Annotated in this window: 14 protein-coding genes and 1 pseudogene; 11 read left to right on the top strand and 4 right to left on the bottom strand. The window is 73.2% G+C overall.

What is annotated here, in order from left to right; translation table 11 throughout:
• Nucleotides 1-1097 (top strand): lipase family protein (locus V7793_RS03140; protein ID WP_335581326.1); only part of this gene is annotated, 1097 nt, incomplete at its 5' end.
• A 42-nt stretch (nt 1098-1139) separates the two neighbouring features.
• Nucleotides 1140-2744 (top strand): FAD-dependent monooxygenase, encoded by a 1605-nt coding sequence (locus V7793_RS03145; protein WP_335581327.1) that lies wholly within the window; start codon nt 1140-1142, stop codon nt 2742-2744.
• Between the two features lie 39 nt (nt 2745-2783).
• Here the strand turns inward: V7793_RS03145 and V7793_RS03150 are convergent, their stop codons facing one another.
• Nucleotides 2784-3332 (bottom strand): hypothetical protein, encoded by a 549-nt coding sequence (locus V7793_RS03150; protein WP_335581328.1) that lies wholly within the window; start codon nt 3330-3332, stop codon nt 2784-2786.
• 221 nt (nt 3333-3553) lie between these two features.
• On the opposite strand from V7793_RS03150, the gene V7793_RS03155 reads away from it, so the two are divergent.
• The 3 genes from V7793_RS03155 to V7793_RS03165 all read left to right on the top strand — a co-directional run bounded on the left by V7793_RS03155 (nt 3554) and on the right by V7793_RS03165 (nt 6230).
• Nucleotides 3554-4429 (top strand): NmrA family NAD(P)-binding protein, encoded by an 876-nt coding sequence (locus V7793_RS03155; protein WP_335581329.1) that lies wholly within the window; start codon nt 3554-3556, stop codon nt 4427-4429.
• A 98-nt stretch (nt 4430-4527) separates the two neighbouring features.
• Nucleotides 4528-5520 carry a GlxA family transcriptional regulator gene (locus tag V7793_RS03160; protein ID WP_335581330.1) on the top strand — a complete coding sequence of 331 codons (993 nt, stop codon included), beginning with the start codon at nt 4528-4530 and terminating at the stop codon, nt 5518-5520.
• A gap of 86 nt (nt 5521-5606) precedes the next feature.
• A complete protein-coding gene (locus V7793_RS03165) occupies nt 5607-6230 on the top strand; it encodes a cysteine hydrolase family protein (RefSeq protein ID WP_335581331.1) in 624 nt (207 codons plus the stop codon).
• Nucleotides 6231-6281: 51 nt separating this feature from the next.
• Here the strand turns inward: V7793_RS03165 and V7793_RS03170 are convergent, their stop codons facing one another.
• Entirely contained in the window at nt 6282-7274 is a 993-nt protein-coding gene (locus V7793_RS03170) for an alpha/beta hydrolase family protein (RefSeq protein ID WP_335581332.1), read from the bottom strand.
• Nucleotides 7271-8191: a zinc-binding dehydrogenase gene (locus V7793_RS03175; protein ID WP_335581333.1), complete on the bottom strand. Its 921-nt coding sequence runs from the start codon at nt 8189-8191 to the stop codon at nt 7271-7273. The genes V7793_RS03170 and V7793_RS03175 overlap by 4 nt, the downstream gene beginning before the upstream one ends.
• A gap of 89 nt (nt 8192-8280) precedes the next feature.
• On the opposite strand from V7793_RS03175, the gene V7793_RS03180 reads away from it, so the two are divergent.
• The 6 genes and pseudogenes from V7793_RS03180 to V7793_RS03210 all read left to right on the top strand — a co-directional run bounded on the left by V7793_RS03180 (nt 8281) and on the right by V7793_RS03210 (nt 16713).
• The gene (locus tag V7793_RS03180; RefSeq protein WP_335581334.1) at nt 8281-9210 is read left to right on the top strand and encodes a LysR family transcriptional regulator; all 930 of its coding nucleotides are present in this window, start codon (nt 8281-8283) and stop codon (nt 9208-9210) included.
• Between the two features lie 206 nt (nt 9211-9416).
• Nucleotides 9417-9926 carry a hypothetical protein gene (locus tag V7793_RS03185; protein WP_335581335.1) on the top strand — a complete coding sequence of 170 codons (510 nt, stop codon included), beginning with the start codon at nt 9417-9419 and terminating at the stop codon, nt 9924-9926.
• 447 nt (nt 9927-10373) lie between these two features.
• Nucleotides 10374-10663: pseudogene (locus tag V7793_RS03195) on the top strand (cbb3-type cytochrome c oxidase subunit I); the annotation flags it as partial.
• 616 nt (nt 10664-11279) lie between these two features.
• Nucleotides 11280-13766, top strand: a complete 2487-nt coding sequence (locus V7793_RS03200; protein WP_335581336.1) for a GMC oxidoreductase — start codon at nt 11280-11282, stop codon at nt 13764-13766.
• Nucleotides 13763-15634 carry a hypothetical protein gene (locus V7793_RS03205; RefSeq protein ID WP_335581337.1) on the top strand — a complete coding sequence of 624 codons (1872 nt, stop codon included), beginning with the start codon at nt 13763-13765 and terminating at the stop codon, nt 15632-15634. The genes V7793_RS03200 and V7793_RS03205 overlap by 4 nt, the downstream gene beginning before the upstream one ends.
• Nucleotides 15631-16713 (top strand): alpha/beta fold hydrolase, encoded by a 1083-nt coding sequence (locus tag V7793_RS03210; RefSeq protein ID WP_335581338.1) that lies wholly within the window; start codon nt 15631-15633, stop codon nt 16711-16713. The genes V7793_RS03205 and V7793_RS03210 overlap by 4 nt, the downstream gene beginning before the upstream one ends.
• A gap of 17 nt (nt 16714-16730) precedes the next feature.
• Here the strand turns inward: V7793_RS03210 and V7793_RS03215 are convergent, their stop codons facing one another.
• Nucleotides 16731-18140 (bottom strand): Dyp-type peroxidase, encoded by a 1410-nt coding sequence (locus V7793_RS03215; RefSeq protein ID WP_335581339.1) that lies wholly within the window; start codon nt 18138-18140, stop codon nt 16731-16733.
• Nucleotides 18141-18332: the final 192 nt, after the last annotated feature.

Consider the following 18332-nt stretch of genomic DNA (forward strand, 5'->3'; position numbering starts at 1 on the left):
AGGTACCGCAGCCCCTGCCGCCCGCGGCGCCCGGAACTCTCATCGGGGCCAACGACCACGGCACCGACGCGCAGATCGCAGGTGCCCGGCGCTGGACCGTGCTGTACCACTCGCGGAACGCCCACGACGCGGACGTTCCCGTCAGCGGCGTCGTATTCGTGCCCCCGGGGCCGCCGCCGCCCGGCGGCCGGCCCGTCGTCGCCTGGGCGCACGGCACCACCGGCGTCGCCGACACCTGCGCGCCCTCGCACGCCGCCAACCTCGGCTACAACGCCTACGCGCAGGAGATCGGCGCCTTCCTCAAGGCCGGATACGCGGTCACGGCGACGGACTACCCCGGCCTCGGCACGCCCGGCATGCACACCTACCTGGTCGGCGCCGACGAGGGCAACGCGGTGGTCGACAGCGTCACCGCCGCCCGCCGGCTGGTCCCGGACCTCGCGCCGACGTGGTTCACCGTCGGCCACTCCCAGGGCGGCCAGGCCTCCATCTTCGCCGCCAACGCCGCGAAGAGAGCCCCGGACCTGCGCTTCGGCGGTGCCGTGGCCATCGCGCCCGCCAGTCACCTGAACGTGATGCTTCCCGGCGTCATCGCCGCGCACAACCCCGGGCAGCTCACCTTCGCCCTCTACTCGCTGGCGGGCCTGAACGCCACCGACCCGTCCGTCGGCCTCCCGCGCCTCCTCGGCCCCTCCGCCATGCGCACCGCCTCGCAGGTGTTCGAGGAGTGCATCAACGACCCGCATCCCAGCCTCATCCGCACCACCTCCGAACAGGCCATCCCGCTCGACTCCGCCCGGCTCACCGCCCTGGGCCGCACCATGGCCGCCTACGGCAACCCCGACCGCACCGCGGTCCGCAGCCCCCTCCTGATCGTCCAGGGCGGCAACGACCTCGACGTACCGGCCCAGTGGTCGGCGCAGGTCGCCGGCAACCTCCGCGCGCTGGGCTCGCCTGCGATCACCGAACGCACCTATCCGGGCAGCGGGCACGACGACGTACTCGGCCGGTCCTCGTGCGACATCCTCGACTTCCTGAGCAAGCACGGGGGTCGTCCCACCGCTGCGTGCACGCCCTTCCGCACGCTGCCGGGCTGACGGAGACTGGGTGGCACGCAGGGCGAGCAGGAGGAGCTCGACATGCCCGTGGCAGACGCCGAGGTGCCGGTACTGATCGTCGGCGGTGGGCCGGTCGGGCTCACCGCCCGGGCGCTCCTGGAACGCTGGGGCGTGCAAGCACTGCTGGTCGAGAAACACGCCGGGTTGTCCCCCTTCCCCCGGGCCCGGCTGGTCAACGTCCGCTCGATGGAGATCTACCGGCAGCTCGGGCTCGCTGCCACGATCACGGCCGGCGCGTTCGCGCCGGAGTACGGGCGCATCCGCTTCCGCGACACCCTGCAGGACCGCGACTTCGCCACGGCGGCGATGGTCGGGATCAACGCGCCGGTACCCGAGAGTCCCGTGATCGGTGTGGTCACCTCACAGGACCGGCTGGAACCCGCTCTGCGCGCCGCGGCGGACGCCCCGCTGCGGTTCGGGGTCGAGCTCACCGGCCTGACCGAGGAAGCCGAGGGCGTCGTGGCCGTCCTCGCCGACCACCGACGTGGTCAGGAGACGCGCGTCCGCGCTCGCTACGTACTCGCCGCCGACGGCGCGAACTCCACCGTCCGGCAGCGGCTGGGAATCGGCACGACCGGCCCCGGCGCGATGGCGGGCTTCACCACCGTCGTGTTCGACGCCGACCTCAGCCGCTGGTGCGCCGACCAGCCCGCCGGGGTCTACTTCACCCCCCATGGAATCTTCGCCCCGCTCTATCCGGAAGGAGGCTGGGCCTGGTTCGCCCCCACCCCCGAAGACACCGCACACGCCGACTGGGCCGGTCTCGTCTCGCGCGCCCTCGGCCCCGGCACGGACGTACGGGCCGACGTGCTGCGGGTTCAGCACTGGACGATGAACGCCGTCGTCGCCGAACGCTTCCGCCACGGCCGGGTCCTGCTGACCGGTGACGCCGCACACGCGATCCCCATCACCGGCGGCCTGGGCATGAACACCGGCATCGCCGACGTGCACAACCTCTGCTGGAAACTGGCGGGTGTCCTCCACGGGTGGGCCGGAACGGACCTGCTGGTCACCTACGAGACCGAACGCCAGCCCGTGGCCCACCGGACGCTCCAGCAAGCGGTGGCCAACACGCACCTCATGATCGAAGTACAGAACCGGCGCCGCGAGCAGCTGCGGACCGGCGAAACGGCGCCGGTCCGGATCGAGCTTCCGTGGTCGGAGCAGTACTTCGCCCAACTCGGTCTCGTCCTCGGCGTCGCCTACCGCTCCGACGCCGTCCTCGCCGACGCCGGCGCCCCGGCCGATTCCGCCGACACCGGCACCGGCACCGGCAGGGACACCGACACGAACTACGTCCCCAGCACGGAGCCCGGCCACCGCATGCCGCACCTCTGGCTCGCACGCAGCCGATCCACGCTCGACGCGGTCGGCGAACGGTTCACGCTCCTCACCCCGGATCCCAACTCCTGGGAGCAGCAGACCGCCACCACACCATGGCCGCTCCGGATCGAGCCCCTTCCCGGGGAGCACATCGGCCCCTGCGACCTCGGCCCGCACGGAGCACTGCTCATCCGCCCCGACGGCCACGTCGGCGCCCGCTGGCGCAACCTCCCGCCCGGCGACTCCACCACGGCCCTCCACCATGCCCTCACCACGATCACCCGCTCGGGTCCGGGCCGATAGCGGCCGCACCGGCCCGGACCAAGGCGTGAGCCCTCCCGATCAGGAGGAGAACTTCCGCGCGGTGACGTACCTGAACGGTCCGGAGACTCCGGCGCTGTGGTGGCCGGCGGCCGCGAGAGCCAGAGCGAGGCGCTTCCGTGGTTTGAGGTCCAGGTCCGCGGTGGCGTGCAGAGCGCCGAGCGCGAACTCGTCCCCGCACCCCACCGCCGCGTACCCGTCGGCGGGCTCGGCTATCTGGTAATCGGCGTAGACGGCGAACAGGCGACCGTATATACCGACGAGGAACGTCCCGCCCTGCTCCTGCTCGCAGTCCTTGCGCGACCAACCGCCGTTCTTGAGGCACGTGCGCAGCTTGTCGACGAAGACGGTGGTCATGAAGTGGTCCAGGTCGCCCTTGGGCGTGGGCGCCTTGAACGCGTGATGCAGCAGCTGGCCCATGCGGAAGCTGGTGGTGAAGCCCAGGGCGTAGGGGCCGTTGCGGAAGATCTTCGGGTCCCGGCGGACGGTGAGTCTGAGGCCGGCGACACCCGCCGAATCCCCGCCCAGGTGCACCCGCTCGTTGTGGACGAGTCCGACGATCACGGTCATGGTCTCCCCCTCTGCAGTTGCCGCCCTCCCGATACTGCGCCCGGGGAGCCGGGCGGAAACCGGGCGGTGAAGGGGGACGCAGTTCCGCGCCGGCCGCCTGTGAAACACCGGCTCGCCGGTGCGCGCCGGCCCGTTGAAGCGACTGCGGTCACGTGGAGCTCTAGAGTGCGGGGAACGCCAGTGCCGTACATGACCAGTGCCGCGCAGGAAGGGATGTTTCCATGAGCATCGTGGTCACCACACCGACGGGACACGTGGGGTCGCGCGTGGTGCGGCTGCTGCTCCAGGCCGGGGTCCGTCCCCGCGTTCTGGTCCGTGACCCGGCCCGCCTGGACGAGGCGACCCGCGCGCGGGTCGATGTGCACCGGGGTGACCTGACGGACGCCGGATTCGTCCGCGAGGCGGTGGCGGGAGCAGGAACCGTCTTCTGGGTCGATCCCACGCCGCATACGGCGGCGGATCCGATCGAGACCTCGCTACGGACCGCCGCACCGCTGGTGGATACCGCCCGGGTCGGCGATGTGCGGCGGGTGGTGTTCCTGAGCAGCATCGGCGCGGAGAAACGGCACGGGGCCGGACACATCGACCCCCTGGCCGGGATCGAGGAACAACTCGATGCCACCGGAGCCGATGTGCTGCACCTGCGGTGCGCGTACTTCTTCACCAACCTCCTGTTCGACCTCGAAGGACTCTCCCGCGGCGTTCTGACCACGGCGTTCGATCCCGGCCGCCCGATGCCGTGGGTCGATCCGCGCGACATCGGAGACGTGGTCGCGGCCCGGCTGCTGAGCGGCGCCTGGCAGGGCCGGGTGGTCCAGGCCGTGCACGGGCCGGAAGACCTCACCTTCGGCCGGGTCGCACAGATCCTCACCGATGCGCTCGGGTACCCGATCCGGCTCGACCCCGTCAGCGACAGCGCGACCCGGGACGCGCTGCGCGCGGCCGGGCTGCCTCCTTCGGCGGTGGAGGGCATCGTCGGGATGACCACCGGATCGCGCGACCTGGTGCCCGAGCAGCCCCGCGACCTGCTCACCACCACTCCCACCCGGCTCGGCGGGTGGGCTCATGCCCAGCTGCGTCCGCTGCTGAAGAGGTGACAAGCGCCCAGCATCCGGCGGCCGTCGAACACCTTCGTGTCCGGATGTGACAGACAGCCGTCATTGCAGTCATCTGCGCCGACGGTGAGGATGGGGTCATGCCCCTTCCGCACCGTGTCGTCATCGCTGTCTTCCCCGATGTCGACCTCCTCGACGTCACCGGCCCGGCCGAGGTCTTCGCGCTGGCCAACCGGGAGACCGCAGGCCGCGCCGGCTACCGGGTCCGCCTCGCCGGGCCGGCCGCCGGCGAGGTGCGGACGTCGGCGGGTGTGCGACTGCTGGCCGATCTGGCCTTCGGCGAGGTCGGCGGGCAGGTGGACACCCTCCTGGTGCCCGGCGCGGTCGACATGACCGACGACGGCCCCACGGCCCGGATCGACGCCGATGTCGTGGCGTGGGTGAAGGAGACCGCCGCGCACGCCCGGCGGGTGGCGTCGGTGTGCGTCGGTGCGCACGTCCTGGCGGCCGCCGGGCTGCTGGACGGGAGGACGGCGACCACGCACTGGTCGACCGCCGCCCAGCTTGCCGCCGACCACCCGGCCGTCACGGTCGACCCGGATCCGATCTTCGTCCGGGCCGACCGCGGCCGGCTGTGGACGGGTGCCGGCATCAGCGCCTGCCTGGACCTCGCGCTCGCTCTGGTGGCCGAGGACCTGGGCGAGGACGTCGCACTGGCGGTGGCCCGGCAACTGGTGATGTACCTCAAGCGGCAGGGCGGGCAGAGCCAGTTCTCCGTGCCGCTCAGCCGGCCCGCCTCGGCCCGCCGCGACATCGACGAGCTGCGGCTGTGGATCGCCGACCACCTCGACGAGGACCTGTCCGCGGAGGTGCTGGCGGCCCGGATGTGCCTGAGCGAGCGGCACTTCGCCCGCGTCTTCAAACAGGAGACCGGCGCCGGTCCCGCCGCTTACGTCGAGGCTGCCCGGGTCGAGGTGGCCCGGCGTCTGCTGGAGACCACCGACGACCCGCTCGACCGGGTGGCCGCCGAGGCCGGGCTCGGTTCGGTGGAGACCCTGCACCGGGCGTTCAGACGGCAGCTCGCCACGACTCCCGCCGCGTACCGCCGCCGCTTCCGCACCCGGACCACCTGACACCCCCATCCACCGGTATCCCCATGGCCCGCTCGGGCAAGGCGGGCAGCTCCGCCCTGCCTCGTTCCCCTTACGAAAGGCATCCCATGAGCAGCAACCAGCCCTCCACGACCCTGCGCGACGTCACCGGCCTGGACAACCGGCCGCCCGGGCTCGGCGACTCCGTCCTGATCCTGGTCGACTTCCAGAACACCTACCGCAGCGGCGTCATGGCCCTGGAAGGCGCCGAAGAAGCCCTCGCGGCCGGCGCCCGCCTCCTGGAGCGCGCCCGCACCGCGGGCATCCCGGTCGTCCACGTCATCCACGACGGCGGCGAGAACACCCCCTACGACATCCGTGCCCGCATCGGCGCCATCAGCGACGAGGTCGCTCCGGTGGACGGCGAGGCGGTCGTGGTCAAGCAGTTCCCCAACTCCTTCCACCTCACCGACCTGGAGAAGACCCTGACGGACCTGGGCGCCGCCCCGGGCAGCGGCAAGGACCTGGTCATAGGCGGCTTCATGACCCACATGTGCGTCAACTACACGGCCCAGGGCGCCTTCAACCTCGGTTACCGGCCCACGGTCGTCGCCGAAGCCACCGCCACCCGCGCCCTCACCGCACCCGACGGTGCCGTCCTGCCCGCCGCGGCCCTCAAGACCGCCGCACTGACCACCATCACCGACCTGTTCGGCACCGTCGTCCCCACCGTCGACGCCCTTCCCGCCTGATTCACCGGGGACCCCGGAATCACCTGATTCCGGGGTCCCCGGTGAAGCGGTTCACGCCCGCCCTGCGATCAGGGTGTTCGCGATGTGGTCGGCGAGGTGGGACAGCCAGTCGGGCCGCGCGTTGCCGAGGAGGTGATCGCCGTGCGGTACGGACAGATAGGTGCCGTACGGTGCCAGACGGGCCAGCGGCTCGCCGTTCGTCACTCCGGGAATGACGTCCTGGCCGCCGTCCACGACCAGCAGCGGGGCCGCGATGCGCGGGGCCAGGGCGGAGAGGTCCACTTGGCGGGCGAACTCGCGGGCGGCACCGGTCCCTCCGGTGCGCCGGGCCATGATGTCCTTCACCGGAGCGGGCAGTTCGGCCCAGTCGAGGCGGAAGGGGCCGCTGACGGTCGCGACCGCCGCCACGCGCGTCTCCAGTGCCGCGGTCCGGGCCGCGAAGTAGCCGCCCAGGCTGAGGCCGACGAGACCGATGCGTTCGGCGCCGAGGGCGTCGACGACCCGGCCCACGACCTGCTCGTAGTCCGGCCTGAGGGTCGTGGTGGCGGTGAGCGCGCCCTGCCCGGGGCCGTCCATCGCGAACACCGCCAGCCCCCTGGCCAGGAGCGCGGACGCCAGGTCGAGGAACTCCTCCTTGGCCGAGTCCAGGCCGGGGACGACGACCACGGTGCCGGGCGCGTCGGCGGGGCCGCGCAGCAGGCCGGTGAATCCTTCGCCGCTCACGCGCCGCGCGCCGGGCTCCAGCACCGTGAGGGCTCTGCCCAGGGCCCGGTCCGCCTCGGCGGCGGCGCGGCCGGTCTCCGCGTACGGTGCGAGCGTGGCGAGGTGGAACCACCGGGCCGCCATCAGCAGGTGCTCACCCGCCGAGACGGGGGATCCCGCGGCCTCCGCCCGCTCCAGGTAGGCGTGTCCGGTGCGCAGGAAGGACGGCCCCCAGCCGGCGAGGGAGGTGAGGGCGCCGGTGACCCGACGGTACTCGTGGGGGTCGACGCCCGCGCCGGTGGCGCGCGTCCACTGGGCGGCGGCGAACTCGGTGGCGCTCATCGTGCTTCTCCTGTCAGCAGTACGGCCTTGCCGCGTATCCGGCGCTCTCTGAGGTCGACCAGGGTGCCGGCGGTCTCCGCCCAGTCGGCCGTCCGGCCGATCTCCGGATGCAACCGGCCCCGTTCCACGAGACGCACCAGCGCCGCGAGGTCGGATCCGTACGGGGCGCCCGCGTAGTGGAAATGCTGGATCGTGACGCGCTCGGGCCCGCTCAGCAGCTGGAAGAAATCGAGGGTCACCGGGGTACGGCTCGCCTGGCCGAACCAGATGAGCGTGCCGCCCGGACGCACCTTCGCAAGGGCGAGGGGCAGCTCCGGGCCGCCTGTGGACTCCAGCACGACGTCGAACGGCCCCCGGGCCGCCGCGACGTCGTGCACCACCTCGGCGCCCAGTGCCGCGAGCCGCTCGCCGCGCTCCGGCGTGGCCGTCACCGCGGTCAGCTCGGCTGCGGCGCCGACGGCCAGCTCGGTGACGTAGTGGCCGACGCCGCCCGAAGCGCCGGTGAGCAGCACGCGCCGGCCGGCCACGGAGCCGGCCGTGCGCAGCAGCCGCAGGGCGGTGATCCCGGCGAGAGGCAGCGCGGCTGCCCGTACGCTGTCGATGCCGTCCGGGAGCACCGCGAGCGAGTGCGTGGGCACGGCGGCGTACTCGGCCCAGCCGCCCTGCGCCGGGTGCCCGACCACGCGGGTGCCGATGCCGGGGCCCGAGCCGTCGGCCGCGGCCTGTACGACGAGCCCTGCGATGTCCTTGCCGGGCAGAAGACCCGGGCGGGGCTGTTCGAGGAGGAACGTCTCACCCCGGTTCGGCGCGAACGCCTCGACCTTGATCAGTGCCTCACCGGGCTCCGGGGCGGGCTGGGGAACCTCGGCGAAGGCGACCGGACGCGCCGCGTCCCCCGTGGGAATCAGTCTTTGCATGCCGGCCATGCAACCGCTCGGGGCGCCGGGAGATCCAACAATGGACGGGCAAAGTCAACAACTATTGGTTGTCACCTATGGTGGGAGCCATGGATCTCGACGTGGCGCAGGTACGCGCGTTCGTTCGCGCCGCCGAGGAACTGCATTTCGGGCGGGCGGCCGGCACGCTCGCCATCTCCCAGCAGGCGCTGTCCAAGCGGATCGCGCGGCTGGAAACCCTGCTCGGCACCGCGCTGTTCCAGCGCGCCGGAGGCGGGGTGCACCTCACCGAGGCGGGCCGGCGATTTCTGCGACCGGCCCGGCAGACCGTGGCCGCCGCCGACGCCGCGGTCGCGGCGGCGGCCGGGAAGGACCGCCCGCTGCGGGTCGACGTCTGGGGGCACCTCTACGCGCCGATGCGGACGCTGGCCCAGGTCGCCGGACGGGCCGGGGAGCTGGTGCCGGGGCACGGGCGCGACCTGCCGTCGGTCACGGCGGCGCTGATGCAGGGCGACATCGACGCGGCCTTCGGCCGGGTCCATCCCCCGCTGCACGCGCAGCTGACGCACCGTCTCGTCCGCCTCGAACCGGTGGACGCCGTGCTGAGCACGGATCACCCGCTGGCCGCCGAGCCCGCCCTGCGGCCGGAACAGCTGCGCGGCAGCGTGCTGTGGTCACCCGGTGCGCTGGACAGGCTCGACTTCCTCCACCAGTTCGCCGAGCGGTTCGGCATCCGGGACAGGGCAGCGAGCGTCAACCTGGGGCTCGTCCATTTCCTCGACGAGGTGGCGCAAGCCCCGGACCGCTTCTCACTGCTGCCCGCCGACGTACCCCTGCCGGAGGTCCCCGGGCTGCGCTCCGTCCCTCTGGCCGGCCCCACGCCGCTGTACGCATGGTCGCTGCTGTGGCGCAACGGAAACGAACACCCGGGGCTGGACGGCCTCGTCGCCGCCTGCGCGGGAGAAGCCGGCCGGAGCCGCTGGCTGGAGTACGACCCGGCTCACGACTGGCTGCCCGAACCTCCGACGAGCCGCCCCTGACAGCAGGACGAACGACATCGAGGGTGCCCCACCGGCCCGGGGGCGGGGGGCCGTTCGGCCCTTTCCGTGGCGGTGTCCTTGGCGATCTTCTGGCGGGGCGGCCGGGTGTGCCGTCCCTGCATCGGCAGCCCGGATCCCGGGAGCGGGCGGGACACCCGGCGCGCACCACGTGCCGAGGGTGTGACGAGAGCGAACGGAGTCGACGGGTGATCGCTGTGGTGGGGCACCGGGACCTGGACGCGGGCACCTCGCTCGCGGCCGATCTGTGCGAGCTGCTGGAGCGCTGCACCACGGGGACGCCGGTGCTCGTCCGTGCCGGAGCGGGCGTGCCCGTGGCGGCGGGCCGGGCCGTGCGCAAGGCGGGCCTCAAGCTCGTCGTGCTGCTGCCCGCACCGGCACCGGGTGCCGGCGCACTTCCCCCGCGCGACCGTGTGGCGGCCGGTGAGCTGCTGGTCCTGGCCGAGCACGTACGGCTGCTGCCGTACGACCCGGCCGACCGGGACGCCTCCGTGAGCGCCGACGAGCAGCTGATCAGGTCCTGCAGGCAGGTGGTGGCGGTCTGGGACGGCTCGCCGTCCGACGGACGGGACGCCACGGCGCACCTGGTGGCCTTCGCCCGCGCCCGCGGCATCCCGGTGACGGTCTTCTGGCCGGCCGGCGCCGTCCGCGGGTCCTGCGGCCCGGCGGCACGAGGCCGGAGCGGCGAACGCATATGACGAGCCGAGCAGCGGTTGACCTGACGGGGACCGCAAGCACACGGGCCGAGGGCGCGGAGCGGCGAAGGGCGCACGGCAGGACGGCGCACGGTCCCGGGCGCCGGACGCGCCACCGCCTGGATGCTGGTCGTCTCCGGCGCGCTGGGCGTTCGGCTTCACCAACCCGCTGCTGGGTCTGGCCGGCTACGGCGCCGTGACCGTCATCGGCTTCGGTCTGCTGGCCGGGGCGCGCCACCGCCGCTGGTACTGAATCGGCCTGAACCTGGGAACGCTGGCCGGTACGGGCTTCTGCATGTGGCTGATGGTCCAGGCGCTGTGGCCCCTGCTCTGACGGGACCGCACCGGGACCTCGCAGGGACCACACAGGGGCCGTACAGGGACCACGCCGGGACCGGCACCCGGGACCGCACCGGGACCAACGGCCCACGCGCGAAGGCCCTTCCGGCAATGCACGGCTCGGTGATGCTGCTGCTGTTCGCGATGCCGCTGTTCACCGGCTTCGCGAACTGGATCATGCACTGCAGATCGGCGCGCCCGACGTGGCGTTCCCCCGGCTGAACATGCTCGCCTACTGGCTCTTCCTGTTCGGCTCCCTGATAGCGGCGGCCGGCTTCCTCACCCCTCAGGGCGCGGCGGACTTCGGCTGGTTCGCGTACGCGCCGCTGTCGGACCCGGTGCACTCCCCCGGGGCCGGCGCCGATATGTGGATCATGAGGGTGGCCCTGTCCGGCTTCGGATGCCGCGTCCCGTGGAACCCCTCCGAGGAGAAGGCGCATGTCCCACATCGTCCTGGCAGTCGGAGCGACGGCGGTCACCCTGGCGGGCAGTGCCTGGTACCTGCCCGCCGTCGCGGACCTGCGGGCCGGCGACGACCGCCCGCGCTCCGGGCGGCTCGCCGCCTGGGCCTGCGTGAGCGGGTGGGCGGCCCTCGCCGCCGTCGCCCTGCTGCTGTTCGGCCCGGCACCGTGGCAGGCCCTGTGCACGGTGGCGGGCGGCGGGGCCAGATCGTGGTCCCGGCACCGGGGCCTGCCGGCGGGTCTTCCTCGCCCGGGCCCTCCTGGGGACGGTCACCGCGTCCGCCCTGGCCCTCACGCTGCTCCTGGTCACGGACATGGTGACGGCGGCCCTGACGTCCGGGGTGCGTCGCCGCCACGGCGCTGCTCACCGCCGGCGCCCGTGTCGCCGTCCTCCGCGGGCCCCGAACCTGAGGGGTACGACCCGGGGACGTGCTCACGCTGCGGGGCAGCGGCTCCCGTCACGATTTGCCCGCTTGTTGCGCCAGCGCGAAGATTGCCCTAGAGGCCCGTCTGTTTTTCCCCGGGCCTTTCGGAGGAGCCCCGCAAGGGAGCACCGATGGCAAACGACCGGCTCCTGAGCCAATCAGCCGTAGAGACCGCCGACGTCGTGGTCGTCGGCTCGGGCTTCGGGGGTTCGGTCACCGCGTACCGCCTCGCCGAAGGCGGCCGGTCCGTGGTGGTGCTGGAGCGGGGCAAGCCCTACCCGCCCGGCGGTTTCCCCCGCGCTCCGGCCGACATGTCCCGCAACTTCTGGGACCCCAGCGCGGGCATGCACGGCCTCTTCGACATCTGGTCCTTCCGCGGCCTCGAAGGCATCGTCTCCAGCGGCCTGGGCGGCGGCTCGCTCATCTACGCCAACGTCCTGCTGCGCAAGGACGAACGCTGGTTCGTGCACGAGTCACCGCTGCCGGGCGGTGGTTACGAGAACTGGCCGCTGAGCCGGTGCGACCTCGACGCGCACTACGACCGGGTCGAGGACATGCTCGGCGCCACGCCGTACCCCTACACCGACACGCCCAAGACCGCCGCGATGCACGAGGCCGCGGGCCGTCTCGGCCTGCCCGTGTGGCGGCCGCCGCTCGCGGTCTCCTTCGCTCCCCGCCCCGGTGCGGCGCCCGTCCCCGGCGCGCAGATCGCCGAACCCTCCTACGGCAACCTCCACGGCCTGCCGCGCAGCACCTGCCGCATGTGCGGCGAATGCGACGTCGGCTGCAACTTCGGCTCCAAGAACACCCTCGACCACACCTACCTGTCGGCCGCCCGGCACCACGGCGCCGACATCCGCACCCGCTGCGAGGTGCGCGGCTTCACGCCCCGCCCCGGCGGCGGCTACGAGGTCCGCTACGTCGTCCACGAGCCCGGCCGCGAGGGCCGTCCGACCGCCACCGGCAAGCTCCCCGTCCACCGGATCGCGTGCCGCCGGCTGGTGCTCGCGGCCGGCACCTTCGGCTCGACGTACCTGCTGCTGCGCAACCGAGCCGCACTGCGCGGCATCAGCAGCACCCTGGGCACCCGGTTCTGCGGCAACGGCGACCTCCTCGGACTGCTGCTCCACGCCACCGACGGCGACGGCGGCGGCCCACCCGGGCCGCGCCGGCTGCGGAGCAGTACCGGGACGGTGATCACCAGCGCCGTCCGCGTCGGCGACGAGCTCGACGAGGACGGATCGACGGGGCGCGGCTTCTACGTCCAGGACGCGGGCTACCCCGCGTTCGTCGACTGGCTCAGCGAGACGGCGCAGATGCCCGGAAGCACCCGCCGCGCGCTCGCCTTCGCCCTGCACCGGCTGCGGGCACGGCTGGGCCACGACCCGCAGAGCAACATCGGCCGCCAGTTGTCCCTGCTGATGGGGCCGGCCGAGTTCTCCGACACGTCGCTGCCGCTGCTCGGCATGGGCCGCGACGTGCCCGACGGCCGGATGAGCCTGCGCCGCGGCTACCTCGACATCGACTGGACCGTACAGACCTCGCTGCGCTACTTCGAGCGCGTCCGGTCGGTCATGCGCGACCTGGGCGAGGAACTGGGCGCGGAGTTCCGCGACAACCCCTTGTGGTGGTCCCACCGGGTGATCACCGTGCACCCGCTGGGCGGCGCCCCGATGGGCCGCCACCCCGCCGAGGGCGTCTGCGACTCCTTCGGCGAGGTCTTCGGTCTTCCGGGCCTGTACGTCCTCGACGGCGCCGCGCTGCCCGGCCCGGTGGGCGCCAACCCGTCCCTGACGATCGCGGCGTTCGCCGACCGCGCCTGCGACCGCATCCTCGAGCAGGACCCCGGTGCGCACTCGGCCGCCGAGGTGTCCGCCGACGTGCCTGACGAGGTGCCCGGCAAGGCGCCCGCCGATCTGCCCCCCGAGGCGTTCGTACCTCCCGGCATGACCGTCGAAGAGGTCCCCCAGCCCGCGCCCGCGGGCGGTGAGCGGCCGACCGGCCTCTCCTTCACCGAGGAGATGGAGGGCCACGCGGCGCTCGGCGTCGACGACCCCGGACAGGGGCGGGACCTGGGCCGGCAGCGCAGGCAGCGGCTGGCGTTCCGGATCACCGTCACCGCCCACGACGTCGACCGCTTCGTCGACGACCCGGCCCACCCGGCCACCGTCGCGGGCCACGCGGACTGCGACGTCCTCGGCGGGCGCCTGCCGGTCGAGCACGGCTGGTTCAACCTCTTCACCCGCGACGACGACCCGACCCGGCGCCGCATGCTCTACCGCCTGCACCTGCGCGCCCCCGGCGGCAGCCCGCTCACGCTCGTCGGCCGCAAGGACATCCACGACGACCCCGGCGCCGACCTCTGGCCCGACACCACCACCCTCTACGTCCGCCTGCTCGCCGGACACGTACAGCCGGACGGCGACGCCGGCGCCGCGGTGCTCGGCGCGGGCGTCGTCACCGTCCGTCCCGCGGACTTCGTCGAGCAGCTGACGACGTTCCGCGCCACCGGCCCGCATCCGGCACGTGCCCTGGAACGCTTCGGCCGCCTGTTCCTGGGCGAGTTGTGGGACGTCTACGGCTCCCGCCTGCGGCCGCCGCCCGGGGAGCCGGCATGAAGGCCCGTGAGCTGCGCAAGCACGCCGAAGAGCTCCAGTTGCCCTTCGTCCCGCAGGAACAGGTGCGCTGGCTGGCACCCCAGGAGCTGGCCCGCACCGCCGGCAAGGTCGTCCTGGCCCTCACCCTCGCCGGCTACCTGGACAAGCGCGAGATCCAAGGAGCCCTCGACGCCGAGCCCCTGCACGCGCCCCTCGACGACCCCGGCGCACAGGAGATCTGGATCGACTACGCCGCCGACCTCGGCGACGGCTTCGACGCGACGAGTACGGTCGCCTGGACCCTGGCGGCGCGGGAGACCGCCGCCGAACGTCCCGGCGGCGCACCGGCCCGGCTGCCGCGCGGCTCCCTGCTCGTCCTCGGCGGCGACGAGGTGTACCCCGTGGCGTCGGCCACCGCCTACGAGAACCGGATGAAGGGCCCCTACCGCGCCGCCCTGCCGACGGCGGAGGACCGCCCGCTCATGGTCGCCCTCCCCGGCAACCACGACTGGTACGACGGCCTCACCGCCTTCCTGCGCATCTTCGCCCAGCGGCGCGACATCGGCGGCTGGCGCACCCGCCAGACCCGCAGCTACTTCGTCGTCCGGCTGCCCCGGCGCTGGTGGCTCGTCGGTCTCGACAGCCAGCTCGGCGCCTACGTCGACGACCCCCAGCTGCGCTACTTCGAGACCCACCTCTCCGCCCTCCTCCGGCCGGGCGACGGAGTGATCGTGTGCTCCGCGACCCCCGCCTGGGTCGAGAGCGCCCAGGAGGACGCCGACGCCTTCAACTCCCTGCACTGGTTCGACCACAACATCGTCCGGACCCGCGTCACCGACCGGGAGACGGGGGCGCGGGAGCCGACGGGCGCCGCCGTCCGGCTGTGGCTGACCGGCGACAAACACCACTACGCCCGTTACGCCGAACGGCTGCCCACCGACCCGCCCGGCCCCGGCGCGCCGCCACCCGACCCGCGCAGACGCCAGCTCGTCACGTGCGGACTGGGCGGCGCCTACCTGACCTCCACGCACGGGCTGCCCACCGACCTGCCGCTGCCGCCCCGCGAGTCCCACCTGCGGGAGAAGGACAGCCCACCGGTCGACTTCGCCCTCGCACAGCCCACCTGCCCCGCGGCCGACGAGTCCCGCCGCATCGCCCGGCGCATCGCCTTCCCGTGGTCGCGCGGCTGGCCGCCCCGGCGCAACCCGGGCTTCGCCGCACTGGCCGCGGGCGTGCACGCCGTCCTCTTCCTGCTCGTCGGCTTCGTGTTCGCGCTGGCCCGCGGCACGATCCGGCCCGACGAGGCCGTGCGCACCGCCGGCTGGGAGGACGCCCTCCGCTTCGCCGCGATGGCCGCGGCGATCGTGGCGGCGCTGATCGCCCTGCCCTGGCTCGCCCGGCTCGTCCGCAAGCGCAGACACGAGACGACCTCCCTCGCCCGGTCCGCGGCTCCCCCCGAGCCGGCGGTCGCCGCCCTGCTGCAGGGCGTGGTCGCCCTCGGGGTCCTGCTCGCCGCCGTCGCCCTGCCGTTCCCGTCCTCATGGCCCGGGTGGACCGTCCTGCTGCTGTGCCTCCTGCTCGCCGGGGCCGCCGGGGCGACCGCGGGCTCCGAAGCCTTCGCCCTGTGGGTGCTCCGGGCGCGCCACGGCACGGTCGCCGACTGGCAGATGTCGGGCCAGTCCATCGAGGACCACAAGGGATTCCTGCGCCTGCACATCGCACCGGACGGCGACCTCACCCTCCACGCTCTGGTGCTCGACGGCGTCTGCCGTGACTGGCACCTGGAGGACGATCCGGCCGGCGGCAAGCGCCCGGTGCCCGACCGTCTGCCGCCCGTGCGGCACATCGAGGACCCCGTCGTGATCGCCCGGGAGGCGAAGCCACCATGACCGGCACACCGACCGGCTCACCGCGACCGAACCGGCGCACCCGGCCCACCACGCGCCGGGACCACATCACCGAGGTGCAGCCGCTGAAGGCCCTGGACGGCCGGCCCCTCACGCTCGTCCACGTCCAGGGCCGCCACCCGCCCACCCGCGGCCCCGTCATCGTCGTCCACGGCGCGGGCGTACGCGCCGAACTCTTCCGCCCGCCGCTGCCGCGCACCTTCGTCGACGCCCTGCTCGACGAAGGCTGGGACGTGTGGCTGCTCAACTGGCGCGCCTCGATCGACCTCGACCCGGTGCCCTGGACCCTCGACCAGGCCGCCGCCTACGACCACCCCGCCGCGGTCGCCCACGTGCTCGACGCCACGGGCGCCGACCGGCTCAAGGCCGTCGTGCACTGCCAGGGCTCGACGTCGTTCACCATGGCCATGGCCGCCGGGCTGCTCCCCGAAGTGGACACCGTGGTCAGCAACGCGGTCTCGCTGCACCCCGTCGTCCCCCGCCTGTCGACCTTCAAGATAGGCACCCTGGCGCCGCTGATCGGCCGCGTGACCCCCTACCTCTCCCCCGCCTGGGGCGACCGCCCCGAGGGCGTCGCCTCCCGGCTGCTGGTCTGGGGCGTGCGCGCCACCCACCCGGAGTGCCGTAACCCGGTGTGCCGCATGGTCAGCTTCACCTACGGCAGCGGCCGGCCCGCCCTGTGGTCCCACGCCAATCTCGACGAGGCGACGCACGAGTGGATCCGCGGCGAGTTCGCCGAGGTCCCCATGACGTTCTTCGCCCAGATGAACCGCTGCATCCGGGCCGGCCACCTCGTACGGACCGGCGCCGTCGAGACCCTGCCGGCGTCGTTCGTCGCCCGGGCACCGAGCACGGATGCGCGCTTCGTCCTCGTCGCCGGCCGGGACAACCGGTGCTTCCTGGCCGACAGCCAGCGGCGCACCTTCGACTTCCTGCAGCGTCACCGTCCCGGCCGCGACAGCCTGCACGTCCTGCCCGGCTACGGCCACCTCGACGTCTTCCTCGGCCGCCGTGCGGCGACGGAGACCTACCCCCTCATCCTCGAGGAGCTCGCACGCTGAAGGCGCTCAGTGCGGGGTCACAGGCTGCGCAGGAAGGCGAGCGAGGGCATGAAGAAGTACTCGCCGCCCTTCATGGTCACGGTCTGCGCGGGGGCAGGGACCTCCTGGCCCTCCTCCTGGCCCCAGACGCGCGGCCAGGTCGCAGGGGGCCGGCTGCCCTGTCCGATGACCGGGTCGAGGCCGGGCGCCGGCTCGCTGCCGGAATCCGGGAAGCCGCCGCTGTTGGCCCAGTTGCGCTGCGTGAACTCGAACTGGTCGACCAGATCGGAGTTGAACGCCATGAACAGCAGGCCGACGCCGTCTTCGGGCAGCTCGTCGCCGGGGCCGTCGGTGCGCTTCCCGTAGGTCTGCCCGCGCCGCGCCATCAGGTGGAGGCGCTCCGCCTCCGGCGGCTCGAAGCCGCCGGACCCGCGCGGGTTGGTCTTGCGGATGTGGGCCTGGAAGGGGCACTTGTCGGCGGCGCCGTCGCTGGCGTAGGTGAAGTCGTTCATCACCGGGCTGTGCGCTCCGGGCGTGGCCTGCAGGGTGAGCGGCGTGCCGTCCTTGAAGCGTCCGACGAGCATCGCGCCGGCCCGTTCGCGGTCGTCGTTGTCGAGCTTCAACGCATCGGCGAGCTCTTCCTCCGCCTTCCTGAACGCGCGGACGTTCTGCTCCAGCTTGCGCAGCACGAAGTAGCTGCCGAAATCCGTCGCGGGATCGGGAGCGGCCGGGTCCGCGACCAGGATGCGCGCCAGGGCCTCGCCGGGATCCCACACCGAGACCCCGTCGGTACCGCGGCGCTCGTCCTCCAGGTCCTCGGTGAGGAACAGCGGCTGGCTGCGGCCGTCGACGTATCCGAAGTGCTCGATCCCGTCGCCGTTCGCGTTGCGCATGCCGCGGCCCACTTCCTTGCCGAGCACGCGGAGCGAGCCGGTCAGCAGCTCCTCGACCTTCTTGAGCCTGGCGCCCGCCGGGCGGGGTTCGGCGTCGCCGACCAGGACGACGGCGTGGATCTCCTCCCGGTAGCCGGCCTCCCACTGCGCGATGTCCGGGTCCTTCAGCATGCTGCGGGTACCGTCGTCCCGCATTCCCCGCTCGAAGGCCGCGTCGGAGGGGGCCCGGTCCGCCAGGCCCAGCCGGTCGTAGCCCGCCTTCGTCAGTCCCACACCGACGTAGGGGGTGTTCGAGACGCCGCTCGACCCGTTGCGCTTGAAGCCCTCCACTTCCTCGAGGTGCTCCTTGGCCGACTTCATCAGGGGGACCAGCCCGGCCAGGAACGCCCGGGCCTCCGCCGCGCCCGCCGAGCCCTCGCCGAACTGCACCAGCAGGATGTGCAGGTGCTCGCGGACGTGACCCTTCAGGATGTTCGCCTGCAGGTTCTGCAGCATGGTGTCGGCGTCACCGGTGGCGTTCTTCCACGACAGCGGCTTGCTGAGATCGACGGGCATGCCGGCCCCTTCCGTCGAGCCTGGACTCCGGGCGTCTTTGCGGTGGTCCGGACCGTGATCCGGATCCGGTGTCCAGCCTGGTGGACATCCCGGTGATGCGCGACTCGGCCGGGCCCGGACACGTCCTAGGACGGAAGTCCCGGCGAAGATCCGTACAGCGGCGGTGCCGGGGCCCGGGCGGCCGCTGGAAGG

Origin of the sequence: Streptomyces sp. KLMMK (genome assembly GCF_036961605.1) — a bacterium.
Classification (GTDB): domain Bacteria; phylum Actinomycetota; class Actinomycetes; order Streptomycetales; family Streptomycetaceae; genus Streptomyces; species Streptomyces telluris.